This is a genomic window from Streptobacillus notomytis (assembly GCF_001902585.1).
Taxonomy (GTDB): Bacteria; Fusobacteriota; Fusobacteriia; order Fusobacteriales; family Leptotrichiaceae; genus Streptobacillus; species Streptobacillus notomytis.
Genome location: NZ_LKKV01000123.1, coordinates 55,331 through 74,947 on the forward strand (window position 1 = coordinate 55,331; position 19,617 = coordinate 74,947).

Consider the following 19,617-nt stretch of genomic DNA (forward strand, 5'->3'; position numbering starts at 1 on the left):
CACTTTTTAAATAACAAGAGGACTAGTACCACTAGTCCATTTATTTAGAATGTTTGTCCAAATCCAAAATTAAATTTACCTTTAGATTTTTGCCCAGTTCTTTCTAAGTTCCATGCATAATCAAGTCTTATAACTCCTATAGGTGTATTTACTCTTGCACCTATACCTATACTATTCATAAATTTAAGTTTATTACCATTCTTAGCAAGTTCTGCTATACCTGCATCATAAAATACTACTGCCTGTACATAATCATTAATATACGTTCTATTTTCAGCAGTAAATGTAACCGCATATTTATTACCTGTTATAGGGGCTTGTAATCCTCTAAGAGTTACACCATCTCCTACAGTGATTAATTGCCCATCTGGAGTGTTAGCATGTGAATAGCTTGCAAGTAATCTATATGCCATAGAGTTTTTATCCTTATATACCCTATGGAAAGCTCTTAAATCAAGTGATGTTGTAAAATATGGTCTAGGCTTTTTAGTCTCATATTCTTTTGAAGCTGTTGATGTTCCTCCTGATGAAGAACTAGAAGCTCCAGATCCTGAATTTGAAGTACCCCCACTTTTTTCTTTAAATTTAATAGTTCCATCATTTTGTCTTTCGGCGATTAAAGATTTATCCCTAACTATATATCCTCCCTCAAAGTATAGATCTGCATAAAATCCTTTTTTAGGAGTATTTCTATCATCTCTAGTATCATAAATTAAATCTGAACCTATTGCAAGTAATGTATAATCTTGATATACTTGAGAATTTACATCTGATCCTTTATTTTTAGCATAAACATTTAATAATCTAGGCGACACAGAAAGATAAAGATCTTTAGTTAATCCTTTACCTAATTGACCATTAATACCAAATGTATATGCCTTATCTGTAGGTTCTGCCAAATGTTTTTTAATAGTTTCGTCATCTTTTCCATTTTCATATCCACTTAAATCCTTAACTTTAACAGAAGTCTTTTTAAAGTATATTGTTCCTCCAGCGAGTAATCTATTTGTCCCTTTTATCCATGGATCCTTAAAATTAAATGAGAAGTTATAGTTTCCTTTAACACCTGCCTCACCTATTAATGAAAATGTTTGTTCTCCACCTAAGAAGTTAGTATCTTCTAACTTTAATGAACCTGATAAACTGTCTTCTGTTGAATAAGAAATATTTGCACTTATACCTGTAGTTGGTCTTTCAGTAACTACAATTTTTAAAACTAATTCTTCAGGATTATCTGAACTTTTAATTAATTCATGTGAAAGTGATGAGAATAATCCTGTTCTAAATAACTCTCTTAATGTAAGTTCTAGTTCTTTTTGATTTAATATTTCACCTTTTTTAACATAAGTATTTCTTTGAAAAATATGTGGTTGTGTCTTTAATCTATAGTCTTTTTCACTAATTCTTTCATTTTCTTTTACACTACCTTTTTTCTCATAAACAATATCTTTAATCTTACCTTCAAGTAATTCTATGGTAACATCTCCATCTTTTGTAACTGTTATATCTTTAAATCCTACCCATAAAAATCCATTTTCAGAATAAACTTTAATTATTGGAGATTCTTCTAAAGTAAGTAATCTTCCATTTAATATATCTCCTACTTTTAATCCTGAAATATCTTTTAATTGTTCTTCAGTCAATATACTTGAACCTTTAATACTAACAGATTTAATTGTTGGATTTTCTAATACATTTACTTCTATATCTATAACTTTTTCATCAGAAGTTCTAAAAACTCTTATTTCAGTTGAACCAAAATATCCTGATGATAATATCAAGTTTTCTAATAATTTTCCGTCATATGGAGTAAAATATTCTCCTTTTTTCAGACCTGTTTTATCTATTAAAGGTTGTATATCATGACTTGTACCTTTAACTATTATTTCTCCAATTTTAAATTCAGTTTTTCTTTTTAATTCTTCTATTTCCTTCATATTTTGAACTATTTTATCTGCATTAGGAACTTCATCTACCACTATTTTTAATTTTATATCTTCTCCATCTTTTGTAGGATAAATATTTACATTTTGTATAAATCCTGTCCTAACTAGAGCTAGATATATATCACTTAAATGTTTATTAGTATATTCTGTTCCTTCTTTAACTGGTAATAAATCTCTTACCATCTTTTCAGTTAAATTTTTCAAATTGCTAATTTCTATATTATTTATTTTTGGTGCCGCCATTAAAGCCGTTCCAAGAGATAAAAGTGAAATTAATATTTTATTCTTCATAGAATATCCTCCTATTTATTATCCGTCTATAATTATACCATAAATTATTATTTTTTTCTACTTATTAGTCTCCTTATCAACTACGTTTTCTTTCTTTCCTTCGTTTTTAAGATACTTCTTCTTTTTGAATAAACTTGAAAGATCATCAATAATTTCTATAAAGGTTCCATACCTATTATCATATTGTAACCCTGTATAAAATGTTGCAGTTCTAGCCTTATTATTTGTAACATCTATAGGATTTTTTATACCCGCTGTAGCTGATATTCCTTTTTTCAAGAAGTAATTTAACCATAAATTATATTTCAATTCATTTTTTATTCTATCAATCTTTAAATCAAATGGAACTGTAAGTTCTGCATTCCAATAAAGATTATTTAAATTAAAAAATTGATTGTTAATATAAAAAGTTGTTGTTGTATTATTTATGATATCCTTAAACTCTAAATTATTTTTAGAATCAAAGTTTGCTTTGATTTTAAAATCATTTATACCCAATGTTGAACTAACCTTATTAGTAAATGTTGAAAATAGTAAATTATTTAAAGCTGATGATAGAGCCTTACCTACAATATTTGTAGTTTTAATTTTATCTACGTCTAATAATCCACCTTCTTCATTAAGGGCTATAATACCTAAAATTTCATTAGTATCCTTACCTTGTTCAGAACTTAATTCTATAGTTCTATTATTAAGCGATCCTGTTATTTTTATACTTATTACATCCTCACCTACATGAGTACTTGCTTTAAATTCTATAATAGGATCAAGATTACCTATAAACTTAACTACAGCATCTTCTACCTTAAATATATGTCCATTTAAAACAAATTCACCTTTATTAACACTTAAATCTGAATAAATTGATAAATTAGATCTATCAAATAGAACCCTTGCATTACCAAAAGCATTTCCTTTAACATCTTTAACCAAACCTACTACTGAAGGTATGTTAATATTAATATCTTTCTCAGTTTCAAGGGATACATCTAAAATATGTTGGTTTATTATATTTTTAATAATTTGATTTTTAAGTTCAGTAAAGTAATCATTAACATTAGTTAATTTATTTTTAGACTTTCTGCTACTACTTAAAAATGGAGAAATATTAACTATATTCCCATTATTTAGTATAACATTACCAAATATCTTATTATTCTCTATATTTATATCACTCGTAATCCTTAAATTATTTCCTGCATATTTAAGATTTACATTATCTATTTTTGTGTCAACTTCTATAGATCCTGTTTTAATTTTTTTAGACGTTAAAAAATCATCAGATATTTCAGGAAGATCAAACTTTCCTAGTACACTGAAGTTTCCACCATTTGCATTACCACTTAAATCATTAATACTAATAGTCTTATTTTTTAAATCTATATTGGCATTAATTTTATTTAAATTAGCTATATCATCAAAAGTTTCAAGCGAAAAATTATTCATATCAATTTTACCCTGAACTAAATTCTTCTTTAATGATAAATTAAGATTAGCTATACCACTAGATTTTTTAATTTTATCACTAATTTCTAAGAATTTTAAGTTAAAATCATTAGCTAATAGATTGAAATTATAGTCATCTAACATATAACTTGCATAACCATCTAATAAAAATGGGTTATTTTCATATTCTAAGTAAGCCCCAGAAATATTCATAACTTTATCATTTCCCTGTATATCAAAATATACATCTGTTACTTTTAAGCTATTTAATAATAGCTCATCACTTTTAACATTTAATGAAACTAAAGTTTCCTCTTTATTATGTCTAAGTATTAAATCAAGTATTAATTTACCTTTATATGTCTCATGATTTAATAAACTTATTTTCCCTAAATCTATTTCTTTATTTTGAATGTTATAATCTACATCTAAATTAGCTAAATCAAAGCTATCTTTAAATTTAAATACCTCTTTATTTTCTTTATCTTTAATCTCAAAATTATTAATATTAAGAACTCCTGTTTTCATAATATTAAAAATACTAGTATCTTTATGATTAATATCTAAAAACACCTTAGGTATTCTGTATTCCTTATAGCTTAAATTATATATATCTAAATTACCTGTAATATCTGTCTTATCAAGATTACCCTTAATATTTAAATTAGAGTCTACATTAAGTTTCAAATCATGAATATCAACTAATTCTTCTATATTATTTTCTTTAAGTTTAATATTTATATCATAATTCTTATTCTTAATATCGAAATATCCACTTATATTATTATCTCTAATTTTCATCCTATCTAAATTAATCTTATTATTAACTATATTACCATTCATAACAAAATCAGATATTTTCTTTTTATTTAACATTACAGGAGATTTATCAATAGATATATTACCATTTAAATTATCTAAATTTCCATAAACATTAAATTTCATATTATTAACCAATAAATCTATATCTGGTCCAAAAGTAGAATAAATATTATATGCATTTAAATTAGATTCTAAATTAACATTTCTAGTCTTTAAATTATATTTAGCCTTAAGTTTAAGATTATCATTCCCAAATTCTTCTACGAATATATCTTCTTTTCTAATCTTAACCTTAGATTTGATATCAACAAATCTTTGATATTTAATCCATAACTCATCAACAGATAAATCAAGATCTAAATCTATTTCTTTTAAATTATTTATCTTACCCTTTAATACAAGGTTTTCATATTCGGCTATATATCCACCATAGGGGCTTGTAATATATATATCTCCTTTAATATCATCTATATTACCACTAACCTTAGTTTCAAAATTAATCTTCATACTTTCTTTGACGTCTTTATCTATATATCCAAATAGTTTACCTATTTCAAAAATATCTATTTTTTCTCCCTTGATATCATATGAATGTATTAAATCTTTATTAGTCTTACCATTAAAAACTAATTTACCGTCTTTAACACTAACTATTGAACTTATATCTAAATTACCATTATTAACACTAATACCAGTTGTAATATTATCAAATATATTTCCATCACCTATAACTCCAAGATTCATAGCTCCTGATTCAACAATTCCATCTTTAAAGTTATATACCAAATCTTTTAATTCAGGTTTAATTCCTAATAATCTATCCCTAAATTTAATATTTACAGGATTATTTAAATCTAAGGATAATTTTACTTTATCATTACTATTATGAACTGAAATTTTTGCTGTGAAACTTTCTTTATTACCATCAAGTTCACTTAAATTATTAACACCTATTTTTTTTAGATATTTAACCATGTCAAAATTATTTGCTGTTAAAGTATAATCATATTTCATTTTTTTATAACTATTACCCTTAACCCTTATATTCCCATCATCAATTCTTGCAAAAGCGTCAACATTATATCTACTCTTATTAATATTTAATTTTGCATTAACATCATTAAAATATTTACCGTCATTAGATCTTGCTTGTATATCTAAGGCTCCGTAAATAAAATCATTTTTTTTAAGTGAATAAGTCAAATTATTAATCTTAGGTTTAATATTTACATCATTTTCCATGTATTTTACATTAACTGCTGCTCTATTATTAACATTTAATTTAACTTCTTTTTTTTCATTAAGATATTTCATATTACCAAATATCTTCTTTTCATTAAAGTTAACTAATATATCTTTGTTTTCTTTTACTTCTACACTTCCATTAATTCTACCTAGGTTAACAAATTTACTTTTATTATCTATGGCAAAGTTTCCACTACCAGAAATATTTTTAACATTCAAATTAAAGTTTGCATTTAATAATGCCTTAATATTTAAGTTTTCATTAACATTTTTATTAAAAGCCATATTTTGAGTCTTAATATTAATTACATTTTTTTCTTTTAATTTAAAATGTAAGTTAAAATTATTAATATCACTATCAAAAACATTTAAATATTTAGTATTAACTTTACCATTAAATTTCTCTATATCAAAATCATCTTCTTTAATTCTTAATCCTAAATCTATATCTACCTTTACTTTATCTGATTTTCCATCTAAGCCTATATTATTAACTAGTGAGTATTTTCTTAATGTAGAATAATATACGTTATCTATACTAGTTTTAACATTTAATCTATTATTATTAATATTAAATCTAATACCTAAATCTATATTACCATCATCAATTTTACCTTTTCCATCTAAATCTATATCATATTTATTAAATTTAACATTAGCATTCACATTTTTTACTATACCATTATATTCCCTATACCAAACATCAGCATTGTTAATAAGTAAATTGCCATAAAATTCAAAATTTTCATCATCATTTTCTTTTATAAGTAAACTACCATTAACCTTACCACTATGTACAGAAGCTATATTACTAATTGGTACATACTGAAATAGTTTTTTGGTTAAACCGACATTGTCAAAATCAAATTTAAGTTTTATCTTTTCTTTATAATAATCATCATATTTTTTTATAGAAAATAAATCAAAAATATTTCTTCTTTGATCTGAATCTAGTTTAATATTAATTCCAAATTTTTCCTTATTATCAGTTTTAGCATATGCTACTAAATCAAGACTAGTTTGAAGAATACTTATTAAATATCCATTAACATCCTTGAATTCTTTTTCTATAACTGATCCAAAAGATTTATCTATATATTTTAATGAAACATCTTTAAATCTCACCCTATTTGTTGATGATAATCTCCTATAATCTGTTGTATTAGAAGCTGGAAGTATTTTTCTTAAATTTATACCATTTAAACCTCTTTCAAATACTATCCTACCTTTTATTAATTCAACATCAGATATTCTAGTCGGTGTAAATAGATTTATTTTTGCTCTAACTAAATCTGCTGCAATTACTTCTATTCCATCTTGTGTCCTTAGCCTTAAATTCTTTATTTCTAAATTTGAAAAACCATATAATTTAAGATCTGAATAATCTACTTTTATTTCAAAAACATTGTTTAATAATAGTTTTAAATGCCCTTTAAAAACTTCAGAATTTATATATACTTTAGCTCCTGCTATTACAAGAGATATCGGAAGTATAAAAGATAAGCTTCTTTTTACTATTTTCATATTCAGACCTCCTTTGTTATAATGGTTTTTTGCTTGGAATTCCTGTTGCTCTTGGATACTCTAAACTTGTTTTACTATTTTTCCTAATTTCAAGTATTATCCTCTCATCCTTACTAACAGGAAGATTAAATCTATGTATAGCATCAATACTTGAATGCAATAATTTTAATGCATTACTTGATTCTTCTACCTCATTTAAATTCAGTTTTTGTGGAAGAAATCTTCCACCACTTTTAACAAAAGGTATCATATACTCAAGTATTATTCTTAAATTTGCAACACCTCTACACAAGGCTACATCAAATTTTTCCCTATATTTTTTTATAATCTCCTCTGCCCTTTCACTACTAGTTTTAACATTTTTTAATTGAAGTTTTTCTATAACTTCATCTAAAAAAGCAATTTTTTTCTTAACTGAATCAACTAATAGGAAATTTTTTTCAGGATAGTATATAGCAAGAACAAGTCCTGGAAATCCAGCACCTGTTCCTAAATCTACTAAAGTATTTTCTTCATCTCCTATTACCTTAGTAAGTAATAAGGCATCTATAAAATGTTTTTCTATCATATCTTTACTATCTCTTATAGCAGTTAAATTCATAACCTTATTCTTTTGTATAAGCATTTCAAGATATATTATTAATTTATCAATTTTTTCTTCATATATATCTATATCAGACAATTTTAAGAGATTAACAAAATATTCTTTCATTAATTTTCTCCTTTTAATTCATAATATTTAGAGATGAATTCATGTGTTCTTCCACCTGCTTCAACAGCACCATATCCACCCTCTTCAACTAAGGCAACAAATGCTATTTCAGGTTTATCACTAGGGAAGTATCCTGCCATCCAAGAATGATGTTGTGAATCTTTTCTATTTTGTGCTGTTCCAGTTTTTGCTGAAACTTCTACAGGAAGATCTTTAAATAGCTTAGCTGTTCCGTCAGTAACAGTCATTCTTAAAGCTTTTTGTATATACCTTATATTCTCATCTTTAATATTTAACTTCCTTAATATTTCTACATCTTTTCTTTCTTTTACACCATCTAAATTTTCAAAATATTCTACAAAAGTTGGTTTAACCATAACTCCATCATTTGCTATTGCTTGATACATCATTAATACCTGTAAAGGTGTCATAAGCATATATCCCTGACCTATAGACATATTGATTAAATCTCCTGGCAACCATTTTTTAGATGCCTCTGCCCTAAATCTCTTTTTTTTCCATTCAGGAGTTGGAAGAACTCCTGCCATTTCTCCTGGAAGATCTACCTCAGTTAATTCTCCTATACCAAAATCTTTTGCTATTTCAAAATATTTATCTCTATCTATTCTTAAAATATTTTGATAAAAATATGTATTTACAGATTCAGCTATAGCCTTATAGAAATTAGTAATACCATGTCCTTTTCTATTTGAATCCCTAAAAGTAACTCTACCATAAGTAAATTCTCCAGTAGAATACATAGTTTCATCTGGTGATATTCCATCTTCAAGTATAGCTAATCCACTAACTACTTTAGCTGTAGATCCTGGTGGGAATAATCCAGCTATACCTCTATTTAATAATGGTTTTTTACTAGAACTTAAAAGCTTTTCCCAATCTTTTTTACTTATCCTTGAACTTAGTTTATTTAAATCTATTTCAGGATAACTTACATATGTAATTATCTTACCTGTTTTAACATCTATGGCTATAAAAGTTCCTACTTTACCTTTAAATTTTTCTGTCATATATTTTTGTAATTCATATTCTATAGAAAGATAAAGATTTTTACCTGCTATAGTTGTTTCTTCATCAAGTTTATTTAAGACATTTCCTCTTGCATCTACTTCAACAAATTCTTTACCAGATTTCCCTTTAAGTTCCACATTATATGTTTTCTCAATTCCATCTTTACCTACAAGATCATCTTTTTCAAAGCCCTTATCTTTTAATTCTTCGTATTCTTTTTCACTTATAAGTTTAACATTACCTATAACATGAGAAGCTATTTCATGTTTGTGATAATATCTTTTATCATATTCTAAAATATCTATATGTGGATTAGTTATTTTTTCTACTCCAATTAAGGCACTTTTTGAATCTAGATCTTCATCAATAATTATTACTTTATCAAATCCTGAGGGCAATACTTTATAAAACTTATTAACAATATCCTCATATTCCATATTAGTTAATTTCATCATATCTAATGTATCTAAATATATTTCTTTTAACTTTTCAGAAGATTTTTTACTTAATTTTGAAAATATTTCTTTTCTCTCATCATCAGTTTTATTAAATACCTCTTTTAAAATTCTTAATTCACCATTAGATATATTATGACTTTCTTTATGTATTAAGTGATAACCAGTAGTATTACTTACCAGTAATTCTCCATTTTTATCATAAATTTTTCCTCTAGCTGGTTTAATAGTATTAGTCCTTAAACTATTTCTCTCTGCCCTATTTTTATAAAGTTCACTATTAGTTATTTGTAGGTTATATAATCTTAAAACTAATCCAAAAAATATTAGAAATACTATAAATAGAAAAGATGGAGATCTTTTACTCTTATCTTCTATATCTAATATTCTCATTATTCTTAAACACTTTCATAAAATTCATCTAATTTGTAGTATTCTCTAGCATCTTTAGTGAATACACTAACTATTACATCTCCACCATCTATTAATACCCAATTTGCTTCTTCTTGCCCTTCTATTCCTTTAACTATTGGCATAGTTTTTTTTAGTTCTTGTACTATAGCATCAACATTTCTAGTTGAAGTTCCTGTACAAAGTATAGAATAATCAAAAAATGGTGATTTACCTTTTAAATTATAAACTTTAATGTCCATACCCTTTTTATCTTCTATTATATCTACTACTAACTTTACTATTTCTTCCATAAATCTCCTTATTTAGTTGTTATTATTAATTTATTACTTAAACTAGCATCCTCTTTTAACATTGAATTAGGTAATAACTTTAATATTTTTTTAGCTATAAATATATCTTCTGGATTATGCATTATAATAGTATCATCTTTAATATTCTCATTATTATACTTAGTTTCCATTTTTGTAGTAACACTATATCCTTTAAGTGCATTTTCTACATCTTTTAATCCACCTTTTGATAATACTTCAACATTATATTTAACCTTAGAATCATTACCTGTGATTATAACTACATCATGTCCTGATTTTAGCTTAGAATTATTTTTAACTTTAATAAATTTAATATTTAATGTATCAATTAACTTATCTAATTCCTTAGAATCTAATTTATGGTTAACTATATAACTAAATTCTTCAAATTTACCATAATTTTCTGATAAAAATTCTACTCCTAAAGTTGTTTTTAAACTTTCTCCTAATCTTCTTGCATAACCATCTATACCATTTGCATTTAATATTGCAACTTTTTTACCTGTTAAATCCACTTCTTCTTTAATCTCTTCTTTAACTTCTTCATCTTTAGTCTCATCTTTAACAATTAATAATTCTGGATTTTTACTTGATAAATCTAAAGACAGAGCTAAAGCATCTATAATTTTTTTATCTCCTAATGACATTAAAGGTATTTCCGTAAACTCTTCTGGAGCTTTACCTTTTTCTATACCATTAAATCCATGTGGGAAATATTTTTTTAAATCTACTAAAAAGTCATCTTCTTCATTGCTAAAAAATGATCCTTTAAAATAGTCTGAAACTTTTTTATCTTTAGTAATGTATGTATCATCATTTAATTTAATTACTGTATCATCATAGTGTAAGTAATAAGAATTATCTACTTTAACTACCTTATTTCCTTCAATTTCTCCACTTGTTTTAGTCCCACAAGAAACCATTGCTAATAACATTAAAAGTACTGTTAATTTCTTTTTCATTTCTACCTTCCTTTTACTCTTTTATATTTATTATACTTCCAGCAAGAACTATAGCTGCTGTTTCTGCCCTTAATATCCTTTTACCTAAACTAATTTCTATTGCACCTATAGATTTTAAATATTTTACTTCATCTAAAGAGAATCCACCCTCAGGACCTATAATTAACAAGATATTACTATCTTCTTTTTTTAATATTTCCTTTAAATTAAATGATGAATCACTACTTTCATAAGCATATATTATTTTATCATAGTTTTCATATTTTATCCTTTTAATTTCATTAAGTATTTCTACATTAGTTTTTTTAATAGCTCTGCATTGCTTCATGCTTTCTTTAACTACTACATCCCATTTTTCTTTTTTTTCATTAATTTTAACTACTACTCTTTCAGTTTTTAATGGAATAATATTCCTAATACCTAACTCTGTTAATTTCTGTATTAATAATTTCATTTTTTCATTTTTCAATAAACCTATTGCTACATCTAAATTAAAAGATAAAGAATAAATATCGTCTTTTTTATCAAAAATATCAATTAATATATTTTTCTTATTAATTTCTTTAATTATTCCCTTATACTCATATTCAAAATCTATTACCCTAACCTCATCATTTTCTTTTAATCTAAATACATTTTTAATATGATTTATCTCTGTAGTTTCAGTGATTTCAACTACATTACCCATAACCTTATCAGCTATAACAGTTAACATATTACCTCTTTTCAAGTCCCATATGAGCATAAGCTAAATCTGTAACTTCTCTACCTCTTAAACTTATTTTTAATAATCCTAACTGTATTAAATACGGTTCATAAACTTCTTCTATAGTTTTTCTATCTTCACCTAAATGAGTAGCAAGAGTCTCAACTCCAACAGGCCCACCAGAATAATTAACTATTATAGATCTTAATAAATTTCTATCCATTTCATCTAGTCCTCTATCATCTACCTTTAATATTCTAATTACCTCTTTCATTATTTCATCATTAATTACTCCATTACTATTTACAGTAGCGTAATCTCTTGATCTTTTTAATACCCTGTTAGCAAGCCTTGGAGTTCCTCTACTTCTAAGTGCTATATCTCTTAATGAATTTTCCTTACATTCTACACCTAAAATATTTGCAGATCTTAAAATTATCTTCATAAGTTCTTCTGTAGTATAAAAATTCATTCTATGCTGTATTCCAAATCTATCCTTAAAAGGTTTAGAAAGCTTACCAGCCATAGTAGTTGCCCCTATTAATGTAAATTTTTTTAGTTCTACTCTATAACTTGTAGCACCATGACCTTTACCTAACATAATATCTACTTTAAAATCTTCCATGGCAGAGTAAAGTATTTCTTCAATATTAGTACTTAATCTATGTATTTCATCTATAAACAGAACATCTCCATCTTCAAGTGTTGTAAGTATAGATACTAAATCTCCAGCCTTCTCAAGCACAGGTCCAGATGTTATTTTAATATTAGTCCCCATTTCATTTGCAATAACAGTTGCCATAGTTGTTTTACCAAGTCCCGGTGGTCCAAATAATAATATATGGTCCAGTGCTTCTTGTCTAATCTTAGCTGCTTTTATAGATATACCTAGTGTTTCCTTTAAATCCTCCTGACCTATATAGTCTTTAAATAACTGTGGTCTTAAAGAGTTTATTTCACTACTTATTTCATAATCTTCTAATATCTCATTTAAATCAACAAATCTATTATCCAAAATAACCTCCCTATTCCAATTCTAACTCAATAACATTATTATATACTTCTGCATTATTTTCATTATTTATATATTCACCTTTTAAAAGTTCTCCATATATTTTTAATTTTTCATTTGCAAAATCAACTAAATCTTTTTTTAGATCATTTAATTTTTTTAAATCATTATTTCCGTCGAAAAATAAGGATTCAATACTTGTATATTTTGACAAATCTAATATGCTTTTATCAATTTTATCTGATAATTCAGTAGACAATTCTTTTTTAATTATATTCTTTAAATGTTTAACATCAAAATCAAATTTTTGAATTACTTTAAAAGATCCATCTATAATATTTTTATCACTAATAGAGTTTATAACATTGTTATTGGGTTGATAAACTTCAGCAATTAAATCATTTGCATTTACATATGGTAGATAGTCATTAATATCAACATCTTCTAAATGTTCTATATATCTTTTTACTATTTCCTCATCTTCAAATACATTAATTTCCTTTTTTAATTCAATTGGAGAAGAAACTACTCCAATTAAAGATATAAGTAAGATTAATTTTTTCATTTCTCCTCCTTTATATTATACTTGTATTAGTTTATTTACTTTATTTAACATCTCATTAATTAAAGCTATTCTATTATTTTTAATAACTTCATCTTTAACATTTATTATTACTTTTTCAAAAAAACTGTTAATTATATCCTTTTTATCAATTAACATATCTATATCATTAAAATCTCCACTTAAATTCTGTGAAAGATTATATAATTCTTTTTCTTCTTCATTCTCAAATAGATATATATTTAAATTTACACTAACTTCTTTTGAAATATTTTTTAATCTCTTAATTAAATTAATTAATATTTCAAAATTCTCACCTTTTTCAAGTTCTGAAAGTTTAATTAATCTATCTTTAATATCTACAATAGATGTAACATTATTAATTTGATAAGAAATTAAATTTTTAGAAAAATCTAGAGCAAGTATTGCCTCAAGTCTTTGTTTAACAAAGTCTAAAATATTTTCCTTTGCCTTCTCATTTAATATTTTCTTATCTTCACCAAATATTTCAAGTGCCTTATTAACCATATCTACATAATCAATATTAAGATTTTTATTAAATGCAGTTAAAAGAAGTCCATTAGTTGCACGTCTAAGTGCATATGGATCCTTAGAACTTGTGGGAATTAAATTAACAGAAAATGCTCCTACTAAAGTATCTAATTTATCAGCTATAGAAGATATAGTTCCCTCAATAGTTTCTGGTAATATATCTCCTTGAAATCTTGGTAAATAATGTTCAAATATACCCTTAGCAACTTCTTGTTTTTCTCCTTGTTTTTTTGCATATATAGAACCCATAAATCCTTGTAATTTAGTAAACTCTTTTTCATTAATTACATTACTTACTAGATCAGCTTTTGATAGATATATTGTTCTTAAAATATCTTCACTATTTTCTAAATTTAATTTTTCTATTAAATACTTAGCAATTTTTTGACTTCTTTTCATTTTTTCAAATATAGTTCCCATATCTTTTTGAAAAGTTACATTTTTAAGTTTTTCTACATTATCACTAAGATTTATCTTTAAATCCTCATCAAAGAAAAATTTAGCATCAGCAAGTCTTGGCTCTATAACCTTTTCATTACCTTTTTTAACTAATTCTGAATATTCAGGTGCATTTCTAATTAATACAAATTTATTAGTTAATTTACCCTCAGAATTTTTAACTGGAAAGTATCTTTGATGTGTTTCCATTGTTATAGTTATAATATCTTCTGGTAATTCTAAATAATCTTTATTAAATTCTCCACAAATAGCATAAGGATATTCAACAAGGTTTACTACCTCATCAAGTAAATATTTATTTACTATTACTTTATCTCCGTTTTTTTCACAGTTATCCTTAATACTATCTTGCACCATTTCACGTCTTTTTAAAGCATCTACTACTACATACTCATTTAATAAAATATCTTCATATTTTCTACTATCATCAATTAAAACTTCTTGACCACCAAATAATCTCATACCCCTTGAAATATTACCTGCTTTAATACCCTCAAAAGTAAAGTCAATTACCTTATCATCTAAAGTTGCAACTATCCATTTAATGGGTCTTGCAAACCTAAATGATTTATCACTCCATTTCATTGTCTTATCAAAATCAAGTGATTTAATTACCTTTTCCATAAGTTCAGGTAAAACCTTAAAGCTTTCTATACCCTTAATATTCTTTTCTACATAAATGTATTCACCCTTATCTGTTTTTTCTATTTTCAAATCAGATTCAGTTAAATTTTGAGAATTTAAAAACCCTAATGCTGCTTTAGTAAGCTTTCCATCTTTATATGCAACAGAAGTAGATGGTCCTGTTTTTTTCTCATAGAAATCTTTTTGCATATCTGCAATATTTTCAAAGTATATAGCTATTCTTCTAGGTGAATTATACTTCTTTTCTCCAGAAAATTCTATTCTAAATTCTATTAATTCCTTTTTAAATATCTCTAGCATATCATCACTTGCTTTATCTACATATCTTGAAGGTAGTTCTTCAACACCTATTTCAAATAGAAATCTCATTATTTATTACCCCCTTTTTTTAAAAGCGGATGACCTAAATCCTCACGAGTTTTAACAAATATTTCAGCACATTTTTTAGCTAAGTCTCTAACTCTTAAAATATATGACATTCTTTCAGTAGTTGATATAGCTCCTCTTGCATCTAAGTTGTTAAATGTATGAGAACATTTAAGAACATAATCATATGCTGGAAGAACTAATTTATGATTTATACAGTTATTAGCTTCTTTTTCATACATATCAAATAAGGTAAAATTCATACTATTATCACTAACTTCAAAACTGTATTTACTCATTTCATACTCATACTGGAATCTTCTTTCACCATATTTTACACCCTTAGTCCACTCTAAATCATAAACATTTTCTTTATTTTGTAAGTACAATGCTATTCTTTCAAGTCCATAAGTAATCTCAGAAGGAGTTATATCAACTTCTATACCTCCTACTTGTTGAAAGTATGTAAATTGTGTAATTTCCATTCCATCTAACCACACTTCCCAACCAAGACCCCATGCTCCAAGAGTTGGAGATTCCCAGTTATCCTCAACAAATCTAATATCATGATTTTTAATATCTATCCCTAAAGCTTCTAAACTTTTAAGATAAAGTTCTTGTATATTATCAGGTGATGGTTTCATTATCACTTGAAATTGATGATGTTGATACACCCTATTTGGATTTTGTCCATATCTTCCATCTTTAGGTCTTCTTGATGGTTCAACATAAGCAACATTCCAAGGTTCAGGCCCTAAAGACATTAAAAATGTATCTGGATTAAAAGTTCCTGCACCTGTTTCAACATCATATGGATTACTTATTATACAACCTTGATCACTCCAATATTTTTGAAGTGTTAGTATTATATCCTGAAAATACATAATTTTTCCCTTTCTTCATACTTATTTTTCTTTTTTTAGCAGGTACATAAGTATAAGAATATATATTCCTATATGTACGTATAAATCAGCAACATTGAATATGAATTGCCAAATTCCTCTAAAATCTATCATGTCTATAACATAACCTCTAAAGAACCTATCTATCATATTACCAGTTGCACCTGAAGCAATAAATATTATTGCAATTTTTTTTATGAAATCTGCCTTTAAAAAATTATGCCATTCTGTATATATGATGTATGTTATAAGTAGGGTACTAATTATTGTAAATACAATAATATGACCCTGAAAAATTCCAAATACTCCTCCATGATTTTCTATATATGTTAACTTGAAAAAATCTCCTAAAACATATATAGAATAACCAATTTGGGCATTAGAAATAACATACATTAAATGTTTAGTAATCTGATCAATAAATACTAATACTATATATATTAATATTAAAAATATGTATTGCATATTATTGTCCTTTCAACATTCTTAATACCTTAGCATCTCTTAATGTAACATCTGGATATTCTAAATCTTGTCCAACTTCTTCAGAATATTTCCAACATCTTTCACATTTCTTACCTAAAGCTTTTATAATTTTAACTTCAAATCCTTCTAAATCAGTTTTTTCTAATTCTTCAGTATTTGTAAACTCAACCTGTGATACAAGGAATATATCTGATATATCCCAACTAGAGTATTCTTTAATAAATTCATATTTATCATTAGTTACTTTAATTAATACTCTTGCATCAAGAGATAATCCTATAGAACCATTTTGTCTTTCTTTTTCTATTTTCTTATTAACTTCTTTTCTAAGTTCTCCTAATATTTGCCATCTCTTAGCAATTTCTTCATTTATATGTTCTGGTTTAGCTTCTATCCACTTAGATAAATGAACACTTTCTTCTTTACCAACATAATCAAGTCTTTCCCAAATCTCTTCTGCTGTAAATGATAATACTGGTGATATTATTCTTACTAAAACATCTAAAATATCTACTAATACAGTTTGTGCTGATCTTCTTTCTAATGAATCTTTATATTCACAGTATAATCTATCTTTTATTATATCAAGATAAAATGATGACATATCAACAGAACAGAAGTAAAGTATTTCTTGGAACAATGAATAAAATTCATAATTTTCATAATGTTTCGCAACCTTTTCTTTTAATTCTTCTAATTTATGCATAGCCCATTTATCTATTTCTAACATATCCTCATAAGCTACCTTACTATTTCTATCAAAATCATTTATATTACCTAATAAATATCTTGCAGTATTTCTTATTTTTCTATATGAATCTGTCATTTGTTGTATTATATTATCAGAAATTCTAACATCTTCTCTATAATCAACACTTGAAACCCAAAGTCTTAATATATCTGCACCATGTACATCTATAATATCTTTAGGAGTTATAGTATTACCTAATGATTTAGACATCTTTCTACCTTGTCCATCCATAACAAAACCATGCGTTAATAATTTCTTATAAGGCGAATCAAATGTAGAAGCTACTGATGTAAGTAATGATGATTGGAACCAACCTCTATGTTGATCAGAACCTTCAAGATAAAGATCTACAGGTCTAATATTATATCCTCTAGGTCTTAACACTGCTCTATGACTAACTCCTGAATCAAACCATACATCAAGTATTGATTGTTCTTTTCTTAATTCTACATCTTTTAAATTATGTTTAACTAATAATTCTTCTCCTATTATTTCATGAGCTGAATATTTCCACCAAATATCAGTTCCTTCTTTTTCTACTAAATCTATTACTCTAGCCATTATTTCTGATTCATAAACTACTTCATTAGTTTTAGCATTATAGAAAATTGGTATAGGAACTCCCCAAACTCTTTGTCTTGATATAGTCCAATCTGGTCTATTTTCCATCATAGAAGTAATTCTATTTCTTCCCCATGCTGGAACAAATTCAACTTCTTCCAATCTTTCTAAAGTATTTTCTCTAACTTCACCATCAACTTTTATAAACCATTGTTCTGTAGCTCTAAATATTACAGGTTTTTTACTTCTCCAATCATGAGGATAAGAATGCACTATTTTTTTATGACCTAATAAATGTCCACTATTTTCAAGATCAGATATTATAGCACCATTTGCTTTCCTATAGAAAAGACCTTCATATCCATGTGCTTCATGAGTCATATGTCCTTTATTATCTACTGGAGATAATATTCCTATATCATATTTTAATGATACGTTATAATCATCAACCCCATGTCCTGGTGCAGTATGAACACATCCAGTACCAGCATCTTCTGTAACATGATCTCCTAAAATTAACATAGAAACCCTATCATATAGTGGGTGAATATATGTTAATCTTTCAAAGTCTTTACCTGAAATCTCTTTTATTAATTCAAATTCTAATCCCATTTCGCCAAATGCTTTTTCAGCTAATGTTTTACTTAATATTAAATTACCCTTTACTGTTTTATATATCCCGTATACAAAATCTTCATTTAAAGATATAGCTAAGTTTGCTGGTATAGTCCATGGAGTAGTTGTCCATATTACCATAGCTGAATTTTCTATTCCTAGCTTTTCATTAGATTCATCAGTTAAATTCATCTTAACATATATTGAATCTGATTCTACATCCTTATACTCTATTTCTGCTTCTGCAAGTGCAGTTTCTGTAGTAGGTGACCAATAAACTGGTTTTAATCCCTTATATATATATCCATTTTCATATATATCCCTAAATACTCTTAATTCTTCTGCTTCAAATTCTTTATTTAATGTAATATATGGATTATTCCAATCTCCTAAGATTCCTAGTCTTATAAAATCCTTTTTTTGCATTTCAACAGATTTTAAAGCATATTTTTTACAAGCATTTCTTAATTCTAATGAAGACATTTCCTTAGCTTTTTCACCTAATTCCTGTATCATTTTCCATTCTATAGGTAATCCATGTGTATCCCACCCTGGTATATATGGTGCGTTAAATCCTTGTAATCTCTTATATTTTAATATTATATCTTTAAGCACCTTATTTATAGCATGACCTATATGTAAATTTCCATTTGCATATGGTGGCCCATCATGCAAGAAAAAAGTTGGTTTTTCATTATCTAAAGATTTTTCATATATTTTATTTTTATCCCAATCTCTTATAGTTAAAGGTTCTTTTTGAGAAAGATTTGCTTTCATTTTAAAGCTAGTTTTAGGTAAATTAAGCGTACTTGCATAATCTACTTTATTTTCTTCTGACATATT

13 protein-coding genes are annotated in these 19,617 nt (G+C 26.0%); all 13 read right to left on the reverse strand.

Translation table 11 applies throughout. From position 1 onward, the window contains the following. Window positions 1–44 precede the first annotated feature (44 nt). From BUE91_RS06430 to ileS, 13 genes are read right to left on the reverse strand one after another with little or no spacing between them, the layout of a single operon-like run. Entirely contained in the window at window positions 45–2,237 is a 2,193-nt protein-coding gene (locus BUE91_RS06430) for a BamA/OMP85 family outer membrane protein (protein WP_073508330.1), read from the reverse strand. Window positions 2,238–2,294: 57 nt separating this feature from the next. Further along, window positions 2,295–7,274, reverse strand: coding sequence for a translocation/assembly module TamB domain-containing protein (locus BUE91_RS06435; RefSeq protein WP_073508331.1), 4,980 nt, complete (start codon window positions 7,272–7,274; stop codon window positions 2,295–2,297). Window positions 7,275–7,290: 16 nt separating this feature from the next. Next, a complete protein-coding gene (gene rsmG / locus BUE91_RS06440) occupies window positions 7,291–7,986 on the reverse strand; it encodes a 16S rRNA (guanine(527)-N(7))-methyltransferase RsmG (protein ID WP_073508332.1) in 696 nt (231 codons plus the stop codon). Beyond that, window positions 7,986–9,863 carry a penicillin-binding protein 2 gene (gene mrdA / locus BUE91_RS06445; protein WP_073508333.1) on the reverse strand — a complete coding sequence of 626 codons (1,878 nt, stop codon included), beginning with the start codon at window positions 9,861–9,863 and terminating at the stop codon, window positions 7,986–7,988. Before mrdA ends, rsmG begins: the two co-directional genes overlap by 1 nt. A gap of 5 nt (window positions 9,864–9,868) precedes the next feature. Continuing rightward, complete coding sequence (rsfS, locus tag BUE91_RS06450; RefSeq protein WP_066900252.1) at window positions 9,869–10,174, reverse strand: ribosome silencing factor; 306 nt, start codon at window positions 10,172–10,174, stop codon at window positions 9,869–9,871. 8 nt (window positions 10,175–10,182) lie between these two features. Beyond that, window positions 10,183–11,157, reverse strand: a complete 975-nt coding sequence (locus BUE91_RS06455; RefSeq protein ID WP_073508334.1) for a LytR C-terminal domain-containing protein — start codon at window positions 11,155–11,157, stop codon at window positions 10,183–10,185. Window positions 11,158–11,170: 13 nt separating this feature from the next. Further along, window positions 11,171–11,872: an RsmE family RNA methyltransferase gene (locus BUE91_RS06460; protein WP_066900248.1), complete on the reverse strand. Its 702-nt coding sequence runs from the start codon at window positions 11,870–11,872 to the stop codon at window positions 11,171–11,173. Window position 11,873: 1 nt separating this feature from the next. Next, window positions 11,874–12,878 carry a Holliday junction branch migration DNA helicase RuvB gene (gene ruvB / locus BUE91_RS06465; RefSeq protein ID WP_066900246.1) on the reverse strand — a complete coding sequence of 335 codons (1,005 nt, stop codon included), beginning with the start codon at window positions 12,876–12,878 and terminating at the stop codon, window positions 11,874–11,876. 10 nt (window positions 12,879–12,888) lie between these two features. Then, window positions 12,889–13,440, reverse strand: coding sequence for a hypothetical protein (locus BUE91_RS06470; RefSeq protein WP_066900244.1), 552 nt, complete (start codon window positions 13,438–13,440; stop codon window positions 12,889–12,891). Between the two features lie 15 nt (window positions 13,441–13,455). Then, window positions 13,456–15,462 carry a glycine--tRNA ligase subunit beta gene (glyS, locus tag BUE91_RS06475; RefSeq protein WP_073508335.1) on the reverse strand — a complete coding sequence of 669 codons (2,007 nt, stop codon included), beginning with the start codon at window positions 15,460–15,462 and terminating at the stop codon, window positions 13,456–13,458. Next, window positions 15,462–16,343: a glycine--tRNA ligase subunit alpha gene (gene glyQ, locus BUE91_RS06480; protein ID WP_066900239.1), complete on the reverse strand. Its 882-nt coding sequence runs from the start codon at window positions 16,341–16,343 to the stop codon at window positions 15,462–15,464. The genes glyS and glyQ overlap by 1 nt, the downstream gene beginning before the upstream one ends. Before the next feature lie 21 nt (window positions 16,344–16,364). After that, window positions 16,365–16,826: a signal peptidase II gene (gene lspA, locus BUE91_RS06485; protein ID WP_073508336.1), complete on the reverse strand. Its 462-nt coding sequence runs from the start codon at window positions 16,824–16,826 to the stop codon at window positions 16,365–16,367. A gap of 1 nt (window position 16,827) precedes the next feature. Then, window positions 16,828–19,614 (reverse strand): isoleucine--tRNA ligase, encoded by a 2,787-nt coding sequence (ileS, locus tag BUE91_RS06490; protein WP_073508357.1) that lies wholly within the window; start codon window positions 19,612–19,614, stop codon window positions 16,828–16,830. Between the last annotated feature and the right edge of the window lie 3 nt (window positions 19,615–19,617).

Coding starts and splice junctions, on each gene's coding strand:
- BUE91_RS06430 (WP_073508330.1), bottom strand. CDS start 2,237: ATGAAGAATAAAATATTAATTTCACTTTTATCTCTTGGAACGGCTTTA.
- BUE91_RS06435 (WP_073508331.1), bottom strand. CDS start 7,274: ATGAAAATAGTAAAAAGAAGCTTATCTTTTATACTTCCGATATCTCTT.
- rsmG (WP_073508332.1), bottom strand. CDS start 7,986: ATGAAAGAATATTTTGTTAATCTCTTAAAATTGTCTGATATAGATATA.
- mrdA (WP_073508333.1), bottom strand. CDS start 9,863: ATGAGAATATTAGATATAGAAGATAAGAGTAAAAGATCTCCATCTTTT.
- rsfS (WP_066900252.1), bottom strand. CDS start 10,174: ATGGAAGAAATAGTAAAGTTAGTAGTAGATATAATAGAAGATAAAAAG.
- BUE91_RS06455 (WP_073508334.1), bottom strand. CDS start 11,157: ATGAAAAAGAAATTAACAGTACTTTTAATGTTATTAGCAATGGTTTCT.
- BUE91_RS06460 (WP_066900248.1), bottom strand. CDS start 11,872: ATGTTAACTGTTATAGCTGATAAGGTTATGGGTAATGTAGTTGAAATC.
- BUE91_RS06470 (WP_066900244.1), bottom strand. CDS start 13,440: ATGAAAAAATTAATCTTACTTATATCTTTAATTGGAGTAGTTTCTTCT.
- glyS (WP_073508335.1), bottom strand. CDS start 15,462: ATGAGATTTCTATTTGAAATAGGTGTTGAAGAACTACCTTCAAGATAT.
- glyQ (WP_066900239.1), bottom strand. CDS start 16,343: ATGTATTTTCAGGATATAATACTAACACTTCAAAAATATTGGAGTGAT.
- lspA (WP_073508336.1), bottom strand. CDS start 16,826: ATGCAATACATATTTTTAATATTAATATATATAGTATTAGTATTTATT.
- ileS (WP_073508357.1), bottom strand. CDS start 19,614: ATGTCAGAAGAAAATAAAGTAGATTATGCAAGTACGCTTAATTTACCT.